Below are 16,344 nucleotides of genomic sequence, written 5' to 3'. Positions count from 1 at the left end.
AGCCGTGTGGCGACCGTCCTTCTGTTGTCCTCGGCCTTGTTGGCGACCAGTCTCGGCGCGGAGGCGTGGGCGATACCCGGCCCCGGCATGACGCGCGAGGAGGTCAAGCTCCCGGATCTGCCGGAGGACACCTCGCTGGCGGCGGACGAGGAGGCCGAGAAGAACCTCACCACCGCGCCCGAGATCCCGGTGAACCCGTACGTGCCGAACGCCGTGACGCCGTGGGCGGGGGACACGGGTGTCGCCGCGCTGAAGGCGGACGCCGTGCCGGGCACCACCGTTCCGGTCGACGACCTGCCGATCGCCCTGGGTGTGCCCGAGGGCGGCGATCCGACCACGATCGACGGTGAGTGGAAGGTCGACCTGGCCACGCCGGGCGCCTCGCAGGACGCGAACGTCTCCGGCCTGATCATGAAGGTCACGCCGCCGGCCGACGCCGACCCGGCCGCGCAGGTCGCGATCGCCGTCGACACCACCGGCTTCGCCGACCTCTACGGCCCGCAGGCCGCCGACCGCTTCGGTCTGGTCCTGCTGCCCAACTGCGTCATGGACGCCCCCGACAGCGGCGACTGCGCCGCCGACAGCGGTACGACGACCATGTCGGGCAAGACCGACGAACAGCCGGAGCGGCTCAACAGCTCGGTCGAGGTGGTGCCCGCCAAGAAGGCGCCCACCAGGACCACCGCCGCGAAGAAGGCCGCCACCCGCACGATCCTCACCGGCTCCGTCCCGGTCTCGGACCTGCTGGGCGACGGTGGTTCGACGGCGTCCGGTGCATCCGTGCGCACCGCCTCCGTCAGCAGCGGCGACGTTCTGCCGGTCGTGGACGCTTCCGGCCCGCAGGTCCTCGGTGCGATGGACACCGGGGCCTCCGCCTCCGGCGACTTCACCGCCTCCCCGCTGCTGTCCTCCGGCTCCTGGTCGGCCGGCTCCTCGTCCGGCGCGTTCACCTACTCCTACGACGTGCAGGTGCCCGAGACCGCCGGCGGTCTGATGCCGAAGATTTCCCTCGGCTACTCCTCGCAGTCCGTGGACGGCCGCACCTCGGCCACGAACAACCAGGCGTCCTGGATCGGCGACGGCTGGGACTACAACCCCGGCTCGATCACCCGCACCTACGCCAACTGCCGTGAGGACTCCAAGAAGGAGAACTCCAACAACAAGACGCACCGCACCGCGGACCTGTGCTGGGGCTCGAACAACGCCACCCTGTCGCTGGGCGGCATGACCACCGAACTGGTCTGGGACGAGAGCCAGAGCAAGTGGCTCACCGCCAACGGCGACGGCTCGAAGATCGAGCGGGTCCAGGACGGCGCGTCCGGCAACGGCGCCTACAAGGGCGAGTACTGGATCGTCACCACCCGCGACGGCGCCAAGTACCACTTCGGCAAGTACAAGCTGCCGGGCTGGAGTGCCGGTCAGCCGGTCACCGACTCGGTTCTCACGGTGCCGGTGTACGGCAACCACGACGGTGAGGACTGCTACAAGGCCGGCGACTGGAAGGGCTCGGCCTGCACCCAGGGCTGGCGCTGGAACCTCGACTACGTCGAGGACGTCCACGGCAACGCGATGTCGCTGTGGTGGAAGAAGGACCAGAACTACTACGCCCGCAACTTCGACTTCAAGAAGCCGGTCGTCTACGACCGCGACGGCTACCTCGACCACATCGACTACGGCCAGCGCGCAGGCACCCTCTTCACCGCGGTCGCCCCGGGCAGCGTCAAGTTCAAGGTCGAGGAGCGCTGCCTCCCCGAGAGCGCCACGCTGACCTGCGCGAACACCAACTTCGAGGACAAGGACCCGGGCAAGTACCGCATCTGGTACGACACCCCGGCCGACCTGAACTGCAAGGCCGTCACCGCCACCTACACCAGGAAGTGCTGGAACGCCGGCCCCTCGTTCTGGAGCCGCAAGCGGCTGACCGAGATCACCACCGAGGCGCAGCGGCTCACCTCCACCACCGCCCGCCAGCCGGTGGACAAGCACACCCTCACGCAGAACTTCCCCGTTCTGAAGACCGGCCCGAACACCGCCCTGTGGCTGGAGTCCGTCCAGCGCACCGGCTACGACCGAGCCGGCAAGAGCGCCACCGTCAACGCGGTGCGCTTCGAGTCCAACGCGGAGGACATGCCCAACCGGGTGATGCGCCCGAACGACCCGCGCCCCGGATTCTCCCGGCTGCGTATCGGCCGCGTCATCAACGAGTACGGCGGCGAGACCGTCGTCTCCTACAAGCCGGTCGCCGGCGACTGCGCCACGGGCACGGGACTGCCGGGCAAGACGGACAAGGCCGCGCTGAAGGCCAACACCCGGCTGTGCTACCCGACCTTCTGGTCCCCGGACCCCGACGTCGAGGACATCGACTGGTTCCACAAGTACGTGGTGGACTCCATCGAGGAACTTCCCAACGTCGACGGCGCGTTCGCGACCAAGACGGCCTACGAGTACAAGAGCCCGGGCTGGAAGCTCGCCGACGGCGAGTTCACCAAGAAGTCCACGCGGACCTACTCGCAGTTCGCCGGGGCCGAGCAGACCACGGTGATCACGGGCGCGGACAACGCCGACATCGGCTCCAAGCGCTCCAAGTCGGTCACCCGCTTCTTCCGCGGCATGGGCGACACCGTGTCGGTGAAGGACATCACCGGCACCGAGATCGCCAAGGACAGGGAGGCGTTCGCCGGCCGTATCGCCGAGGAGCTCGACTACAACGAGGCGGGCGACGCCGACACCGACTGGGTCTCGCGCAGCGTCACCGTCCCCGCCGCCACCGAACTGGGCCACCGCAACCGTGACGACGGTCTGGACCCGCTCTACGCCTGGCGGGTGACCGAGCCCACGGAGATCGCCTACACCAAGTCCTCCGGCACCAACAGCGACGACCCCCGCACCGAGCGGGTCGTCAGGACGAACACCGCCTACGAGTCGGCCTACGGTCTGCCCATCCAGGTGGAGTCGCTCGGCGACACCGGCAAGTCCGGCGACGAGTCCTGCACCAAGTCGGAGTACATCCACCAGACCGCCAAGAACCTCATCGGTCTGTCCAAGCAGGTCCTGGTCTCCCCGACCACCTGCGCCGCCGCCGACTTCACCGACCTCAGCAAGCTCAGCGGCGGCACCCGCACCGCCTACGACGGGCAGGGCTACGGCCTCGCTCTGGGCGCGGGCACGCTCGGCGAGGCCACGGAGTCGTGGTCGATCAACGACACCGCCACCGGCTGGCAGACCGGCGGCACCACCGAGTTCGACGACATCGGCCGTGTCACCCGCACGACCGACATGGACTACAAGACCTCCGGCACCATCGCCTACAAGCCGCCGCTCGGACAGGTCTTCCAGATCGTCGAGACCAACGCCCTCGGACACTCCGAGACGCGCGACGTGGAGCCGGGCCGTGGCACGACCCTGAAGTCGACCGACGCCAACGACCACGTCACCCAGGCCGAGTTCGACCCGCTGGGCCGGCTGTCGAAGGCCTGGGCGGCGGACCGCACACCGTCGGACACGGCCGTCCCGGACTTCCGGGCCGTCTACACGATCCCGGAGTACAAGGAGGGCGAGGACGAGGACCGCAAGCCCTCGTACGTCACCACCTACACGCGCGGCTACGACAACCGCGTCGAGACCTCCGTCACCCTCTACGACGGCCTCGGCCGCGAGCGGCAGACGCAGGAGGAGGCGGACGGCGGCGGCTACCTGATCACCGACACGCTGTACAACAGCTCCGGTGAGATCTGGCAGACCAACAACGCCTACCCGACGGACGAGGCCAAGCCCGGCGAGCTGTTCAGCCCGGTCAGCGACACCGTCGTCCCGAACATCACGCGCTACACCTACGACGGTTCCGGCCGCGTGCTGGAGGAGATGCCGGTCCTCAAGGTCGAGGACCCGCTGACCCACGAGTCGAAGTCGGAGCCGGTCCTGGCGCGGGCCACCCGGTACGAGTACGGCCTGGACTGGTCCAAGGTCGTCAACCCGCAGGGCACCTCCTCCTACCGGGTCTACACCGACGCCCTCGGCCGCACGAAGCGGGTGGACACGTTCAACCCGGACGCGCCCGGCGGCTTCACGTCGATGAAGTACGACTACGACATCCGCGGCCAGCTGGTGAAGGCGACCAACTCCGCCGACACCGCGCACCCGTGGACGTGGACGTACGACAAGCGCGGCCGTCAGGAGACCGCCACCGACCCCGACTCGGGCACCACCTCGACGTGGTACGACAAGTACGACCGCGTGCTCCACACCAAGAACGCCCGCGGCAACGAGGTCTGGAACACCTACGACCAGCTGTCCCGGCCCAGTGAGCAGCACCTGAACACCGCGGACGGCCCGCTCCTGGCCGGCTTCACCTACGACCAGGCCCCCGGCGGCAAGGGCATGCCCTACACCGCCACCCGCTACACCGACACCGAGGCGTACACCCAGAAGGTCGACGGCTACAACAAGGACTACCAGCCGACCTCGACCACGCTGACCCTGCCGCAGTCCGTCAAGGACACCTGGGGCCTGGACACGTCGTACAAGTACTCCTACAAGTACAGCGACAACGGCGTGGTGGAGGAGTCGACCCTCCCCAAGATCGGCAAGTTCGCCGAGGAGAAGCTCGTCGTCCGCTACAACAAGGCCGGCAAGCCGCTCTCCGTCTCCGGCAAGGACTGGTACGGCTCCGAGACGGTCTACGACCCCTACGGCCAGGTGCTGCGCTCCACGCTCGGCGCCCAGCCCTACCGGGTGTGGACGCAGAACACGGTCGACGAGTCCAGCGGTGAGCTGAAGCAGCAGTCGGTCTTCCGTGAGAAGCCCGTCGACACCTCCCGGGTCGGCCAGAACCCGAACAATCCGTGGCTCGTCTCCAGCCGGTCGTACACCTACGACCCGTCCGGCAATGTCACCGCCGTCCAGGAGGGCTCCACCGGCATCGAGGAGCGGCAGTGCTTCACCTATGACCCGCTGGGTCAGCTGAAGTCGGCCTGGACCTCCAAGGACCAGAGTGCCTGCACCGCGCCGAAGAACAGCGACGGCACGGTCAACGTGGCGGCCGGCAAGGACAACTCCGGCTACTGGCAGGAGTACGAGTACGACCTGCTCGGCAACCGCAAGAAGCTGACCGAGAAGGACCTCACCGGCAACACCGGCAAGGACGCCACCACCGACTACGTCTACGGCAAGGCCGACAACACCCAGCCGCACACGCTGACCAAGGTCGCCAAGACCTACACCACGCCGGCCGGCGTGCAGGTCAAGGCCGAGGCGGAGCGGCTGTACGAGCTCACCGGCGAGACCAAGTCCGTCACCTCCGTCGAGAACGGCGACAAGCAGTCGCTGTCCTGGACCTACGACGGCAAGGTCGACCGGATCACCGGCCAGGGCACCGGCGGCAGGACCCCGTACGTGGGCCTCGCCGACAAGTGCCTGGACGCCAAGGGCGGCCTCGCGGTCGCCGCGACGGCGATCCAGCTTTACCCCTGCAACGCCTCCGCGGCGCAGAACTGGCGCTTCACCCCCACCCCGGGCACGACGCAGACCGACTCCGACCGGGGCGCGCTCAGCGTCTACGACAACTGGTGCGTCCAGCCGACGTCCAACGCGGTCGGGTCCGCGGCCCAGCTGCAGAAGTGCAACGGCTCGGCCGGCCAGGAGCTCAAGCGGAACGCCTCCGGCCAGCTCATCCACCTGGCCTCCACCTTCTGCCTGGCGGTCAAGGACGCCAACTCGGCGACCACCACCCCGATCGTGCTCGCCACCTGTGACGCCACGAAGGCCGAGCAGCAGTGGGCGCCGCAGAACGACACCCGTCACATCTACGGCCCCGACGGCTCCCGCCTGATGACGATCAAGGGCAAGCAGGCCACGCTGTACGTGGGCGAGGCCGAGGTCACCGTCCAGCGGGGCGGTGTCCTGCTCAACACCCAGCGCACCTACTCCGCCCCCGGTGGCGCGGTCATGCGCTACGCCTACGGCAACGGCGGGGAGAACCTGGTCGCCCTCACCAGCGACCACCAGGGCAGCACCTACGCCGAGATCGCCCTCAGCGGTGACATGCCGGTCCGGATCCGCAAGCAGGACCCGTTCGGCAACCAGCGCGGCACCGACACGGCCGGCGCCAACATGCAGGCCCACACCGGGTTCCTCGGCGCCATCGAGGACGACGCCTCCGGCTACCAGCCGTTGGGCGCCCGCCTCTACGACCCGGTGGTGGGGCGCTTCCTGTCCGTCGACCCCGTCGTGGACCTGAACGACGTCCTGCAGTCCAACGGCTACGCCTACGCCCACAACAACCCGGTGACGATGTCCGACCCGACGGGTCTGGCCATCTCGCTGTCCGCCTCCGAGCGGGCCGCGGCCCTCGCGGGCGCGGGACTGTCGGCGGCGCAGGTCGCGCAGGCGCAGTCGATGATGGGCAAGTCCCTCACCTCGGTGATCCTCGCGGTCGCCTGGGAGACGCTGAAGGACTTCATCGGCATCAACGACGCCATGGCCTGCTTCGGCGGTGACATGTGGTCCTGCGTCAGCATCGCGGTCGACGCGATCCCTTGGACGAAGCTCGGCAAGATCCCGTCCGTCATCAAGGCCGTCAACCGCACGATCAAGGCGATCGAGTCCTTCCGCGCCGCGAAGAAGGCGGCGGAACTGGTCCTGAAGGCGGCGAAGGCCGCCGAGGCGGCCGCGCTGCGGGCCAAGAAGGCGGCGATCGAGCGAGCCAAGAAGCTGGCGGCGCAGAGAGCGAAGAAGAAGGCGGCCGAGGCGGCCAAGAGAACCGCCGACAGAGCGGCCGCGGCAGCCAGGAAGACCGGCAACCGCGTCCAGAAGCAGGCCCAGTCCAAGGCGGCCCCGAAGGTGTCGTCCCACGGCGGCGGGGGCGGCAAGGGCGGCGGCGCCAAGCCGGGCGGCAAGGCCGGCGGCTCCTCCAAGAGCAGCGGTGGCACCAGCGGCAGCGGCGGCTCCGGCAAGGCCGAGGGCGGCGGTGGCGGCTCCTGCCCGATCAACAACAGCTTCGTGCCCGGCACCAAGGTCCTCATGGCCGACGGCACCACGAAGCCGATCGAGAAGGTCAGGGCAGGCGACAAGGTCGTCGCCACCGACCCGAAGACCGGGGAGACCCGGATCCGGACGGTCACGGCCGAGATCAAGGGCCAGGGCCTGAAGCACCTCGTCAAGGTCACGATCGACGCCGACGGCACGAAGGGCAGCAGGACGGCCCAGGTCACCGCGACCGACGGCCACCCCTTCTGGGTTCCTGAACTCGGCAGGTGGATCGACGCCGCGGACCTGGAGTCCGGCGAGTGGCTGCAGACCAGCGCCGGCACGTACGTCCAGGTCGCAGCGGTCGAGCGGTGGACAAGCCCCGGGGCGACCGTCCACAACCTGACCGTCGGTGACACCCACACGTACTATGTCGTGGCGGGCAGCGTCCCGGTCCTGGTCCACAACTGTGGAGCGAACGAGGACGGGTATCTGTATCGCGGTCTCGCAAGGGGGCACACCAGCTATGACGCCGCTACTGAAGGCCGTGCGGTTCCCCTCGGAGGAAACTCGAGCATCGACGACCATACGGGTGGAGACAACACGGATACCAACTTCACGTCGTGGTCGGATGACCCCGAAGTTGCCGTAGACCGTGCCCAGAATCTCCTGGAAACCTATGTCGGCGAAGGCGTGATGATGCGCATCAGGGTGGCAGACATCGATCCCGCCATAGGACCGTCGAGAAACATTCAGATCCACGGCTCCCAGTGGGAAAGATTCTTCGAAGACGAGCATCTCATTGTTGGTGAAATCCAGGCTCACGAGATCAGCTTCGACTTCGGGAGCACCTGGCAACGCGTGACGAGGCGATGAGATGAACGGAGTATCCGCGAGTGAACTGCTGGCCGCATTCGAGCCCGACTCCGAGGTCAGCATTCAGGCCAAGAATGCACTGCTTTCCGGAGCGCATCTCAACGTCTGGCTCGAGCCCGTTCCGGCGTCGAGGCTTCTGGGCATCCTCGGCGGCAGGGTGAGAACCATGCAACGGCGTGGCAGGCCGATTGTCGGGGCCACGGAATGCCTTGCGAGTCTTGCCGAAATGGGCGAGCGGGGCCTTCTTGTGGCCGAGTTGGGCCATCGCGAACGAGTGGGATACTACTTTCGGCTCTACCTCGATCCGCACCCGCTCAAAGTAGTCGGATGCATAGGGATCGATATCTCCCCCGGAGATGACCCCGCCACTGGTTCCGCATAACACCGCGGGCAGGGGAGCCTCACAGTGCCCCAGCGGCCCCACCGGATCTGTTTCCGGTGGGGCCGCTGTGGTGTGTGACGGCAGGCGCGGGCCTCACCGTCCCCTCACCGCCCCCTCATCGGCCGGCCGGTGGCCAGGCGTCGCCCCAGTCGGCGTCCCTGGCCGCCTTGTACAGGTCACCGTGCTTCTTCGTCACCGTCGTCCGGCTCAGCCGCTCCTCGGCCTCGCACAGGTCGAGCAGCACTTGGCCCTTGCGGATCTGCGGTCGCCGGACCACCCGGGAGGGAGTCGGGGAGACCGGGAAGCGGGCGGCGGCGACATAGCTGAACTTCTCGTCCTCGTAGGGCAGCGAACCGCCCTTGACCTGCCGGTGCAGGGAGGAGCGGCTGACCCGCGCCGAGAAGTGGCACCAGTCGGAGCCGGGCACGATCGGGCAGCCCGCGCTGTGCGGACAGGGCGCGGCGATGCGGAATCCGGCGGCGATCAGCCGGTCCCGGGCCTCGATCACCCGGGCGTAGCCGTCCGGAGTGCCCGGCTCGACGATCACCACGGCCTGCGCGGCCGACGCGGCGGCGTCCACCAGGGCGGCCCGGTCGGCGGCGGACAACTCGTTGAGGACGTAGGAGACGGTCACCAGGTCGGTGGCCGCCAACGCGAGCGACGAGCCGATCCGGGCGCGCTGCCAGCGGGCGTCGCGCAGCTCCGGGTTCGCGGCGGCGACCTCGCGGCCCAGCGCGAGGGCGGGCTCCGCCCAGTCGAGCACGGTCACCGGACGCGCCCCGCCCCAGACGGCGTTCACCGCCCAGGTCGCCGCACCCGTGCCGCCGCCGACGTCCACCTGCCCGCCCGGCGTCCACTGGGGCGCCGTGTCCGCGAACGCCTCCAGCGCCGACCGCACCGCCTCGAAGGTCGCCGGCATCCGGTACGCGGCATAGGCGGCCACGTCCGCGCGGTCGCGCAGGATCGGCGCGTCGGTCGGGGTGGCGCCCCGGTAACTGGCGATGAGCCGCTCGACGGCCTGCGCGGCCTGCTTGGGCGGCAGCCCGTCGAGCAGCTCCGTCAGGGCGCCACGGAGAACCTCGGAAACGGATACGGAGACGTTCACCCACCGATTTTCTCAGGTCGCGGCCACTGCCCTCGCCCCACGGCCGATGCCACCGCCCTCACCGCACCGCCATCGACATCCGCGTCCCCGCCAGCGCCCGCGGCGAGCTGTCCGGCGGCCTGCGCACCGGGTGGACCGTGTTCGCCAGCAGGACCACGAACGTGTCCGTCGCCGGGTCCAGCACCAGCGAGGTCCCCGTGAAGCCCGTGTGCCCCGCCGCGCCCTCGCCCGCCAGCTCGCCCATGAACCACGGCTGGTCCACCGCGAAACCCAGCCCCGGCGGGGTCAGCAGCAGCTCCACGAAGTCGGGGCCGAGGATACGGGCGGGACCGTACGAGCCGCCCGCCAGCAGGGTCCGGCAGAACACGGCCAGGTCCCGGCCGGTCGAGAACAGGCCCGCGTGACCGGCCACCCCGCCCAGCGCCCAGGCGTTCTCGTCGTGCACCACACCCCGCAGCATCCCCCGGTCCGTCCTGGCCCACGGCCGCTGCTGGTGCTCGGTGGCCGCCGCGCCGGGGCAGGGCCCGAAGTCGGTCGAGGTCATCCCCAGCGGCCGGGTGATCCCCTCGTGCACGAGGACGTCGAGCGTGCGCCCGGTCAACCGCTCCAGAAGCTGCTGGAGCAGCAGCATGTTCAGATCGGAGTACACATACGTGCCCGCCTCGCCGACCGGCGCCTCCGCGCGCAGCAGCCGCATCCGCTCCGCGTCGTCCGCGCAGTCGTACAGCGGCAGCTCGGGACGCAGCCCGGAGGTGTGGGTGAGGAGCTGGCGGACCGTGATGTCGTGGGCGGCGGCCGCCCGGAAGTCGGGCAGATAGGCGCCGACCCGCGCGTCGATGCCGAGGGTGCCGCGCTCGATCTGCTGCACCGCCGCGACCGATGTGAACAGCTTGGTGAGGGACGCCAGGTCGAAAGGCGTGTCGACGGTCATCGGGACCCGCTGCGCCGGCGGCAGCTCCACGCCCGCGTCGGCCGCCGGGTCGTACGCCGAATACCGCACCGCCCAGCCCACCGCCTCCCGCACGGCGATCACCGCGCCGCGCCCCGCCACCACGACGGCGCCCGGCGCCCAGGGCCGGTCGCCGGCGGTGAGGTCCACGACGTCACGTACGAGGAGCCGCGTCTCCTCCGGGTCGAGCCCGGCCCGCTCCGGTGTGTCGACGCGCAGTCTCGGTGCGCTCAGCTCTCTGCTCCCTCCGGCCCCGAATTCGTCCAGGGACGGCACATAACCACGAAGCAGGCCATAGCCACCAGTACGGCGGTCAACTGGACGACGGCCATCGGGACGGCGGTGTGCTCGCCGGCGATCCCGACGAGCGGGGAGGCGATCGCGCCGATGAGGAACGAGGACGTGCCGAGAAGCGCGGAGGCGGAGCCGGCCGAGTGCCGCACCCGCATCAGGGCGAGGGTCTGGGCGTTGGGCATGGTGACGCCCATCGCGGACATCAGCACGAACAGCGCGACGGCCACCGGGGCCAGCCCGACCTCGCCGAACACGCCCGTCGTCATCAGCAGCAGGGCCGTCGCGGCCAGCACGACCACCGTCAGCCCGACGGCCAGCACCTTGTCCAGCCGGACCCGCCCCACCAGCACCTTGCCGTTGATCTGGCCGACCACCACCAGCCCGATCGAGTTCACCCCGAACAGCAGGCCGAACGTCTGCGGGGAGGCGCCGTAGATCTCCTGGACCACGAACGGCGAGGCGGAGATGTACGCGAACAGCGCGGCGAAGGTGAAGCCGCCCGTCAGCATGTAGCCGGTGAAGCGCAGGTCGGCCAGGAGCTTGCGCATCGAGCGCAGGGCCTCGCCGACCCCGCCCTTGTGCCGCTGCGCGGCGGGCAGCGTCTCGGGGAGCCTGGTCCACACGACCCCGGCCAGCAGCAGCCCCACCACGGTGAGGAGGACGAAGACGCCCCGCCAGTCCGTGGCCCGCAGGATCTGCGCGCCGATCAGCGGCGCCACGATCGGGGCGACCCCGGAGATCAGCATCAGGGTGGAGAAGAACCGGGCCATCGCCACGCCGTCGTACAGATCGCGCACGATCGCCCGGGCGATCACGATGGCGCCCGCGCCCGCGAGCCCCTGCAGCAGCCGGAACGCGACCAGCATTTCGATGGTCGGGGCCAGCGCGCACAGCGCGGTCGCCACGACGTACACGGCGAGTCCGGCGAGCAGCGGACGCCGCCGCCCCCACCGGTCGCTCATCGGGCCGACCACCATCTGCCCCAGCGCCATCCCGGCCAGACAGGCGGTCAGCGTGAGCTGCACGGTCGCGGCGGGCGCATGCAGCGAGCGGGTGACGTCCGGCAGCGCCGGCAGATACATGTCCATCGACAGCGGGGGAGTGGCGGTCAGCCCGCCGAGGACGAGCGTGACGAGAAGCCCGGCCCGCCGCCGGTCGCGCGCCGGCGCGGCCACGGCCGGCTCCGACGACACCCTGGGTTCGGGTTCGGCCCCACCCTTCGGCAACATGCCGCCCCTCCCTCTCCGACCCATCCGCCACCTATGCTCTCAGCTCGAACACACTGCTGGGACGTATGCGAGGGCGGAGCGGGGTATGACGACGGACACGGTGCGATGGGGGATCCTGGCGACCGGCGGGATCGCCGGAGCGTTCACGGCCGACCTGATCGACCTGCCCGACGCGGAGGTCGTCGCGGTCGCCTCGCGCACCGACGCCTCCGCGAAGGCGTTCGCCGAACGCTTCGGCATATCCCGGGCCTACGGCGACTGGGCCGCCCTCGCGGCCGACGAGGACATCGACGTCGTCTACGTGGCCACCCCGCACGCCGCCCACCGCGAGGCCGCGGGCCTGTGCCTGGAGGCCGGGCGCAACGTCCTGTGCGAGAAGGCGTTCACGCTGAACGTGCGCGAGGCCGAGGAGCTCGTCGCGCTGGCCCGCGACAACGGCCGCTTCCTGATGGAGGCCATGTGGATGTACTGCAGCCCGGTCGTCCGCCGCCTCAAGGCCCTCGTCGACGACGGCGCGATCGGCGAGGTCCGCACCGTGCAGGCCGACTTCGGCCTCGAAGGCCCCTTCCCGCCCTCGCACCGGCTGCGTGACCCCGCCCAGGGCGGCGGCGCCCTCCTCGACCTCGGCGTCTACCCGGTCTCCTTCGCCCAGCTCCTGCTCGGCGAACCGTCCGGCATCGGCGCCCAAGCCGTCCTGTCCGCCGAGGGCGTCGACCTCCAGACCGCGCTGGCCCTGTCCTGGGACTCCGGCGCGCTCGCCGCCCTGCACTGCTCCCTCACGGGCGGCACCGGCACCACGGCCTCCGTCACCGGCTCGCGCGGCCGCATCGACATCCCGTCCGGCTTCTTCCACCCCGACCGCTTCGTCCTGCACCGCGCCGGCCGCGACCCCGAGGAGTTCACCGCCGACCCGGCCGACGGACCCCGCACGACCTTCCGCCACGAGGCCCGCGAGGTCATGCGCGCGCTGCGGGCCGGCGAGACGGAGTCCCCGATGATCCCCCTCGACGGCAGCCTCGCGGTCATGCGGACGCTGGACGCCGTCCGGGAGCAGATCGGGGTCCGCTACCCGGGCGAGGACGCGTAACCGCTCCCACGCTCCTTGGCCCCGCACCGGCGAGACGTCCCGTCTCACCCCTCGGCGGCCGTTGGTACCGTCGACCCATGGTCACCCAGTCCGGAAAGCCGGCCCCCGACACCACCCGACGCAGCGAGCGCTCGCGGCGCGCCATCTACGCCGCGGCCCTCGCCCTCGTCGCCGAGGCCGGCTACCCGAAGACCACTATCGAGGGCATCGCCGCCCGCGCCGGAGTGGGCAAGCAGACCATCTACCGGTGGTGGGGATCGAAGGCCGACGTCCTCCTGGAAGCCTTCCTCGACCTCAGCGAACAGGCGGCGCGGGACGCCGGCGCCTCGGACGAGGAGCCGTACGTCATCCCCGACACCGGCGACCTCGCCGCCGACATCAAGGCCGTGCTGCGGGCCACCGTCGACCAGCTGACGGACCCCAGATTCGAGGCGCCCTCCCGCGCCCTGGCCGCCGAGGGCGTCGTCAACGAACAGGTCGGCCGCGAGTTCACCGCCAAGCTCATGGAACCGTCCATCCAGCTGTACGTGGACCGGCTGCGCGCCGCCCAGGAGGCCGGCCAGGTCCGCGCCGACCTCGACCCGCGCATCGCCCTCGAGTTCTTCATCTCCCCGCTCGCCCAACGCTGGCTCCAGTACACGGGCCCGATCACCTACGAGTACACGGACACCCTGGTCGACTACGCCCTGCACGGCCTGACCCCGCGCTGACCCGACAGGCATGCCACATGGGCCTCATAGACCCCTCTGGCCCCACCTGCCCCGTTTCACGGCTACGGCCCCCCGATGCGCAGGATGGTGGGACCATGAGGCATGCTGTCCGCACCACAGCGAGGCGAGGGGACAGATGAGCGCGGAGTTCGGCGGCCGGACCGGCCTGTGGGGCAAACTCTCGGACTGGCTGCGCGCGAGCGGCCCGACGGAGGCCGCCGACGACAGCGGCCGTGAGGCCCTGCTGCTGGCCGCCGCGGGAGCGGGACTCCCGCTCTCACCCGCCGCCCACCCGGCCCCCGGCTACCGCTGCTCCTGCGACCGGGTCGGCTGTCCGACCCCCGCCCGGCACCCGGTGTCCTTCGCCTGGCAGACGCAGTCCACCACCGACCGCGCCCAGATCGAACGCTGGGCCCGGCACCAGCCGCAGGCCAACTTCATCACCGCCACCGGCATGACGCACGACGTCCTCGACGTGCCCCTGGAGGCGGGCCGGTCGGCTCTCGAGCGGCTGGTCGAGGCCGGTGTCGAGGTCGGCCCGGTGGCCGAGAGCGACGACGGCCGCCTGCTCTTCTTCACCCTCACCCGCGGCACCCCCGAGGACGAGGACGAGTGGTGGCCCTGTGAGCTGGACTGCCACCCCGAGACCATGGACGAACACCCCGGCCTGCGCTGGCACTGCCGAGGCTCCTACGTCCTGGTCCCCCCGGCCCGCCTCCCGGGCGACGACGGCCGGTCGGTCCGCTGGCTGCGGGGCCCCGAGCACGCCCTCCCGGACCCCCTGACCCTGCTGGAGACCCTGACGGACGCCTGCGCCCGGCACGGAGCCCAGCAGGACCACGCAACCTCGGGATGGCAGCGCTTCTAGCCGGAGCTTCCAGCCGGACGACGGGCTACTCGCCCTTCGCCGCGGTCAGCCCCTCCAGCCGGCTCAGCATCGACACCTTGCCGCCGCCCGACCCCTTCGCCGGCGCGAGGGCGACCTCGTTCGCGACGAACTCCATGGTCAGCGACTGCTTCGTCTCACCGGTGGTCAACGCCTGCACGTTCTTGTTGGGCGTGGGCACCGCCGCCCCCGGCGCGGCCGTCTGCTTCATGTAGTGGTGCGTGGTGAAGAACACCACCGCACCCCCGTCGACCGTGCGCAACGCCAGCGGCGCATACTCGCCGTCCGTCAACTCCTCGTCGATGTACTGCGTGACGAGCCCCGGCTTGGTGGCGTTCTTCTCCCGCGTGGCGCGCATCTCGTCGGTGTACGCGCCGTTCGCGAACGCGCCCTGGCCGGTCCGCAGATACGCCGCGTAGTCCTTGCTCAGGTCCGCGGGCGCCAGCGCCAGTCCGGCGGTGTCCGCCGGCACGTCCTCGGCGAGGCCGTCCTTGTCCTTCTTGAACTCCGGCATCGAGCCCGCCGCGACGAACGTCAGATACGTCGCCTGCCACGGCTGCGACAGCTCGCTCCGGGTGAAGACCAGCAGCCAGCGCGAGTCGCCGCCCTTGTTGCCCTTCGCGTCGGCGACGAACCAGCGCGGCCAGCCCGCCTTCTCGGCGATCGTGTACTTCACGTCCGACAGCACCAGCGGCGTGTGCTCCGGGTTGCCGCCCGGGTTGTTGACCCGCCCCGCCTTCAGCCGCGCCCCGTCGATGATCCCGAGGGCGCCGGCGGTGTACTCGGCGTCGAGGGAGGCGTCGAACGCCGCGTCCGCCTTGTTGTACGCGGCCGTGAACTGTTCGACCGCCTTCACGGCCTCTCCCTGGGTGGCCCCCGGGAGCACCTCGAGCTCCCCGTGGACCACCACACAGCCGCTCGCGGTGAGCGAGACGGCGGTGAGCGAGGCCGCTATGAGTGCGTACCGGTCACGCCTGCGGAGCCTTCGACGCTGCGGAACCCCGGTCGTCAGGCTGCGTTCCCTGGTCATCAGGTGACTTCACCCTCCCCTTCCCGGAGGCGAACCCTACCGGGGCGAGGAACAGCGCGAGCGTCGGGACCAGGTACAGCAGCCACACCGTGACCTGGACGACCGTCGGATCCGGCTGGAAGTTGAACACGCCCTTCAGCAGCGTGCCGTACCAGCTGTCCGGCGGGATCGTGTCGCTGATGTCGAACGCCTTGTCCGTCAACCCCGGTACCCAGTCGGCCTCCTGGAGGTCGTGGACGCCGTACGCCAGCACGCCCGCGGCCACGACGACGAGCATGCCGCCGGTCCAGGTGAAGAACTTGGCCAGGTTGATCCGCAGCGCGCCCCGGTAGAACAGCCAGCCCAGCAGGACCGCCGTGGCCAGACCCAGCGCCACGCCGATCAGCGGGCGCGGGCTGCCGTCGCCGGCCGCGTGCACCGACGCCCACACGAACAGGGCCGTCTCCAGGCCCTCCCGGCCGACCGCGAGGAACGCGGTGGCGACCAGCGCGCCGGTGCCCATGGCCAGGGCCGCGTCCAACTTGCCGTGCAGTTCGGTCTTCAGGTGCCGGGCGGTGCGCCGCATCCAGAAGACCATCCAGGTCACGAGCCCGACCGCGAGGATCGACAGCGATCCACCGAGCGCCTCCTGCGCCTGGAACGTCAGTTCCTGGGAGCCGAATTCGAGGACGCAGCCGAAGCCCAGCGCGAGCAGCACCGCGACGGCGATACCGGTCCACACCGGCCTCAACGCGTCCCGGCGGCCGGTCTTCACCAGGTAGGCGATGAGGATGCAGACGACGAGCGAGGCCTCCAGGCCTTCCCGCAGTCCGATCAGGTAGTTGGAGAACACG

The 16,344-nt window shown here is 70.4% G+C and carries 10 protein-coding genes; 5 read left to right on the top strand and 5 right to left on the bottom strand.

The annotated features are described in order from the left end of the window. The first annotated feature begins 87 nt into the window (after positions 1 to 87). Together ACWD4O_RS07615 and ACWD4O_RS07610 are read left to right on the top strand one after the other, a co-directional pair. The gene (locus tag ACWD4O_RS07615; protein WP_451278532.1) at positions 88 to 7,839 is read left to right on the top strand and encodes a polymorphic toxin-type HINT domain-containing protein; all 7,752 of its coding nucleotides are present in this window, start codon (positions 88 to 90) and stop codon (positions 7,837 to 7,839) included. 1 nt (position 7,840) lies between these two features. Next, positions 7,841 to 8,221: a hypothetical protein gene (locus ACWD4O_RS07610; protein ID WP_451278366.1), complete on the top strand. Its 381-nt coding sequence runs from the start codon at positions 7,841 to 7,843 to the stop codon at positions 8,219 to 8,221. 115 nt (positions 8,222 to 8,336) lie between these two features. Here ACWD4O_RS07610 and ACWD4O_RS07605 read toward each other — a convergent pair whose 3' ends face one another. The 3 genes from ACWD4O_RS07605 to ACWD4O_RS07595 are packed head-to-tail and all read right to left on the bottom strand — an operon-like array spanning position 8,337 to position 11,798. Then, positions 8,337 to 9,326, bottom strand: a complete 990-nt coding sequence (locus ACWD4O_RS07605) for a small ribosomal subunit Rsm22 family protein (protein WP_451278364.1) — start codon at positions 9,324 to 9,326, stop codon at positions 8,337 to 8,339. A gap of 58 nt (positions 9,327 to 9,384) precedes the next feature. After that, positions 9,385 to 10,551, bottom strand: coding sequence for a serine hydrolase domain-containing protein (locus ACWD4O_RS07600; RefSeq protein ID WP_451278362.1), 1,167 nt, complete (start codon positions 10,549 to 10,551; stop codon positions 9,385 to 9,387). Then, positions 10,506 to 11,798 (bottom strand): multidrug effflux MFS transporter, encoded by a 1,293-nt coding sequence (locus ACWD4O_RS07595; RefSeq protein WP_451278360.1) that lies wholly within the window; start codon positions 11,796 to 11,798, stop codon positions 10,506 to 10,508. Before ACWD4O_RS07595 ends, ACWD4O_RS07600 begins: the two co-directional genes overlap by 46 nt. A gap of 85 nt (positions 11,799 to 11,883) precedes the next feature. On the opposite strand from ACWD4O_RS07595, the gene ACWD4O_RS07590 reads away from it, so the two are divergent. The 3 genes from ACWD4O_RS07590 (at position 11,884) to ACWD4O_RS07580 (ending at position 14,463) form a co-directional block, all read left to right on the top strand. Continuing rightward, positions 11,884 to 12,885, top strand: coding sequence for a Gfo/Idh/MocA family protein (locus ACWD4O_RS07590; protein ID WP_451278358.1), 1,002 nt, complete (start codon positions 11,884 to 11,886; stop codon positions 12,883 to 12,885). A 77-nt stretch (positions 12,886 to 12,962) separates the two neighbouring features. Beyond that, complete coding sequence (locus ACWD4O_RS07585; RefSeq protein ID WP_451278356.1) at positions 12,963 to 13,595, top strand: TetR/AcrR family transcriptional regulator; 633 nt, start codon at positions 12,963 to 12,965, stop codon at positions 13,593 to 13,595. Between the two features lie 136 nt (positions 13,596 to 13,731). Beyond that, the gene (locus ACWD4O_RS07580; RefSeq protein ID WP_451278354.1) at positions 13,732 to 14,463 is read left to right on the top strand and encodes a bifunctional DNA primase/polymerase; all 732 of its coding nucleotides are present in this window, start codon (positions 13,732 to 13,734) and stop codon (positions 14,461 to 14,463) included. 25 nt (positions 14,464 to 14,488) lie between these two features. Here the strand turns inward: ACWD4O_RS07580 and ACWD4O_RS07575 are convergent, their stop codons facing one another. Together ACWD4O_RS07575 and efeU are read right to left on the bottom strand one after the other, a co-directional pair. Continuing rightward, a complete protein-coding gene (locus tag ACWD4O_RS07575; RefSeq protein WP_451278352.1) occupies positions 14,489 to 15,511 on the bottom strand; it encodes a hypothetical protein in 1,023 nt (340 codons plus the stop codon). Further along, entirely contained in the window at positions 15,450 to 16,343 is an 894-nt protein-coding gene (gene efeU, locus ACWD4O_RS07570) for an iron uptake transporter permease EfeU (protein ID WP_451278350.1), read from the bottom strand. The genes ACWD4O_RS07575 and efeU overlap by 62 nt, the downstream gene beginning before the upstream one ends. Position 16,344 lies beyond the last annotated feature (1 nt).

The sequence above is a fragment of the Streptomyces sp. NPDC002623 genome (assembly GCF_053592635.1).
Note: the sequence above shows the minus strand (reverse complement) of the source record. Positions and strands in the feature narration are given on the sequence as shown.

Coding starts and splice junctions, on each gene's coding strand:
- ACWD4O_RS07615 (WP_451278532.1), top strand. CDS start 88: ATGACGCGCGAGGAGGTCAAGCTCCCGGATCTGCCGGAGGACACCTCG.
- ACWD4O_RS07610 (WP_451278366.1), top strand. CDS start 7,841: ATGAACGGAGTATCCGCGAGTGAACTGCTGGCCGCATTCGAGCCCGAC.
- ACWD4O_RS07595 (WP_451278360.1), bottom strand. CDS start 11,798: ATGTTGCCGAAGGGTGGGGCCGAACCCGAACCCAGGGTGTCGTCGGAG.
- ACWD4O_RS07590 (WP_451278358.1), top strand. CDS start 11,884: ATGACGACGGACACGGTGCGATGGGGGATCCTGGCGACCGGCGGGATC.
- ACWD4O_RS07585 (WP_451278356.1), top strand. CDS start 12,963: ATGGTCACCCAGTCCGGAAAGCCGGCCCCCGACACCACCCGACGCAGC.
- ACWD4O_RS07580 (WP_451278354.1), top strand. CDS start 13,732: ATGAGCGCGGAGTTCGGCGGCCGGACCGGCCTGTGGGGCAAACTCTCG.
- ACWD4O_RS07575 (WP_451278352.1), bottom strand. CDS start 15,511: ATGACCAGGGAACGCAGCCTGACGACCGGGGTTCCGCAGCGTCGAAGG.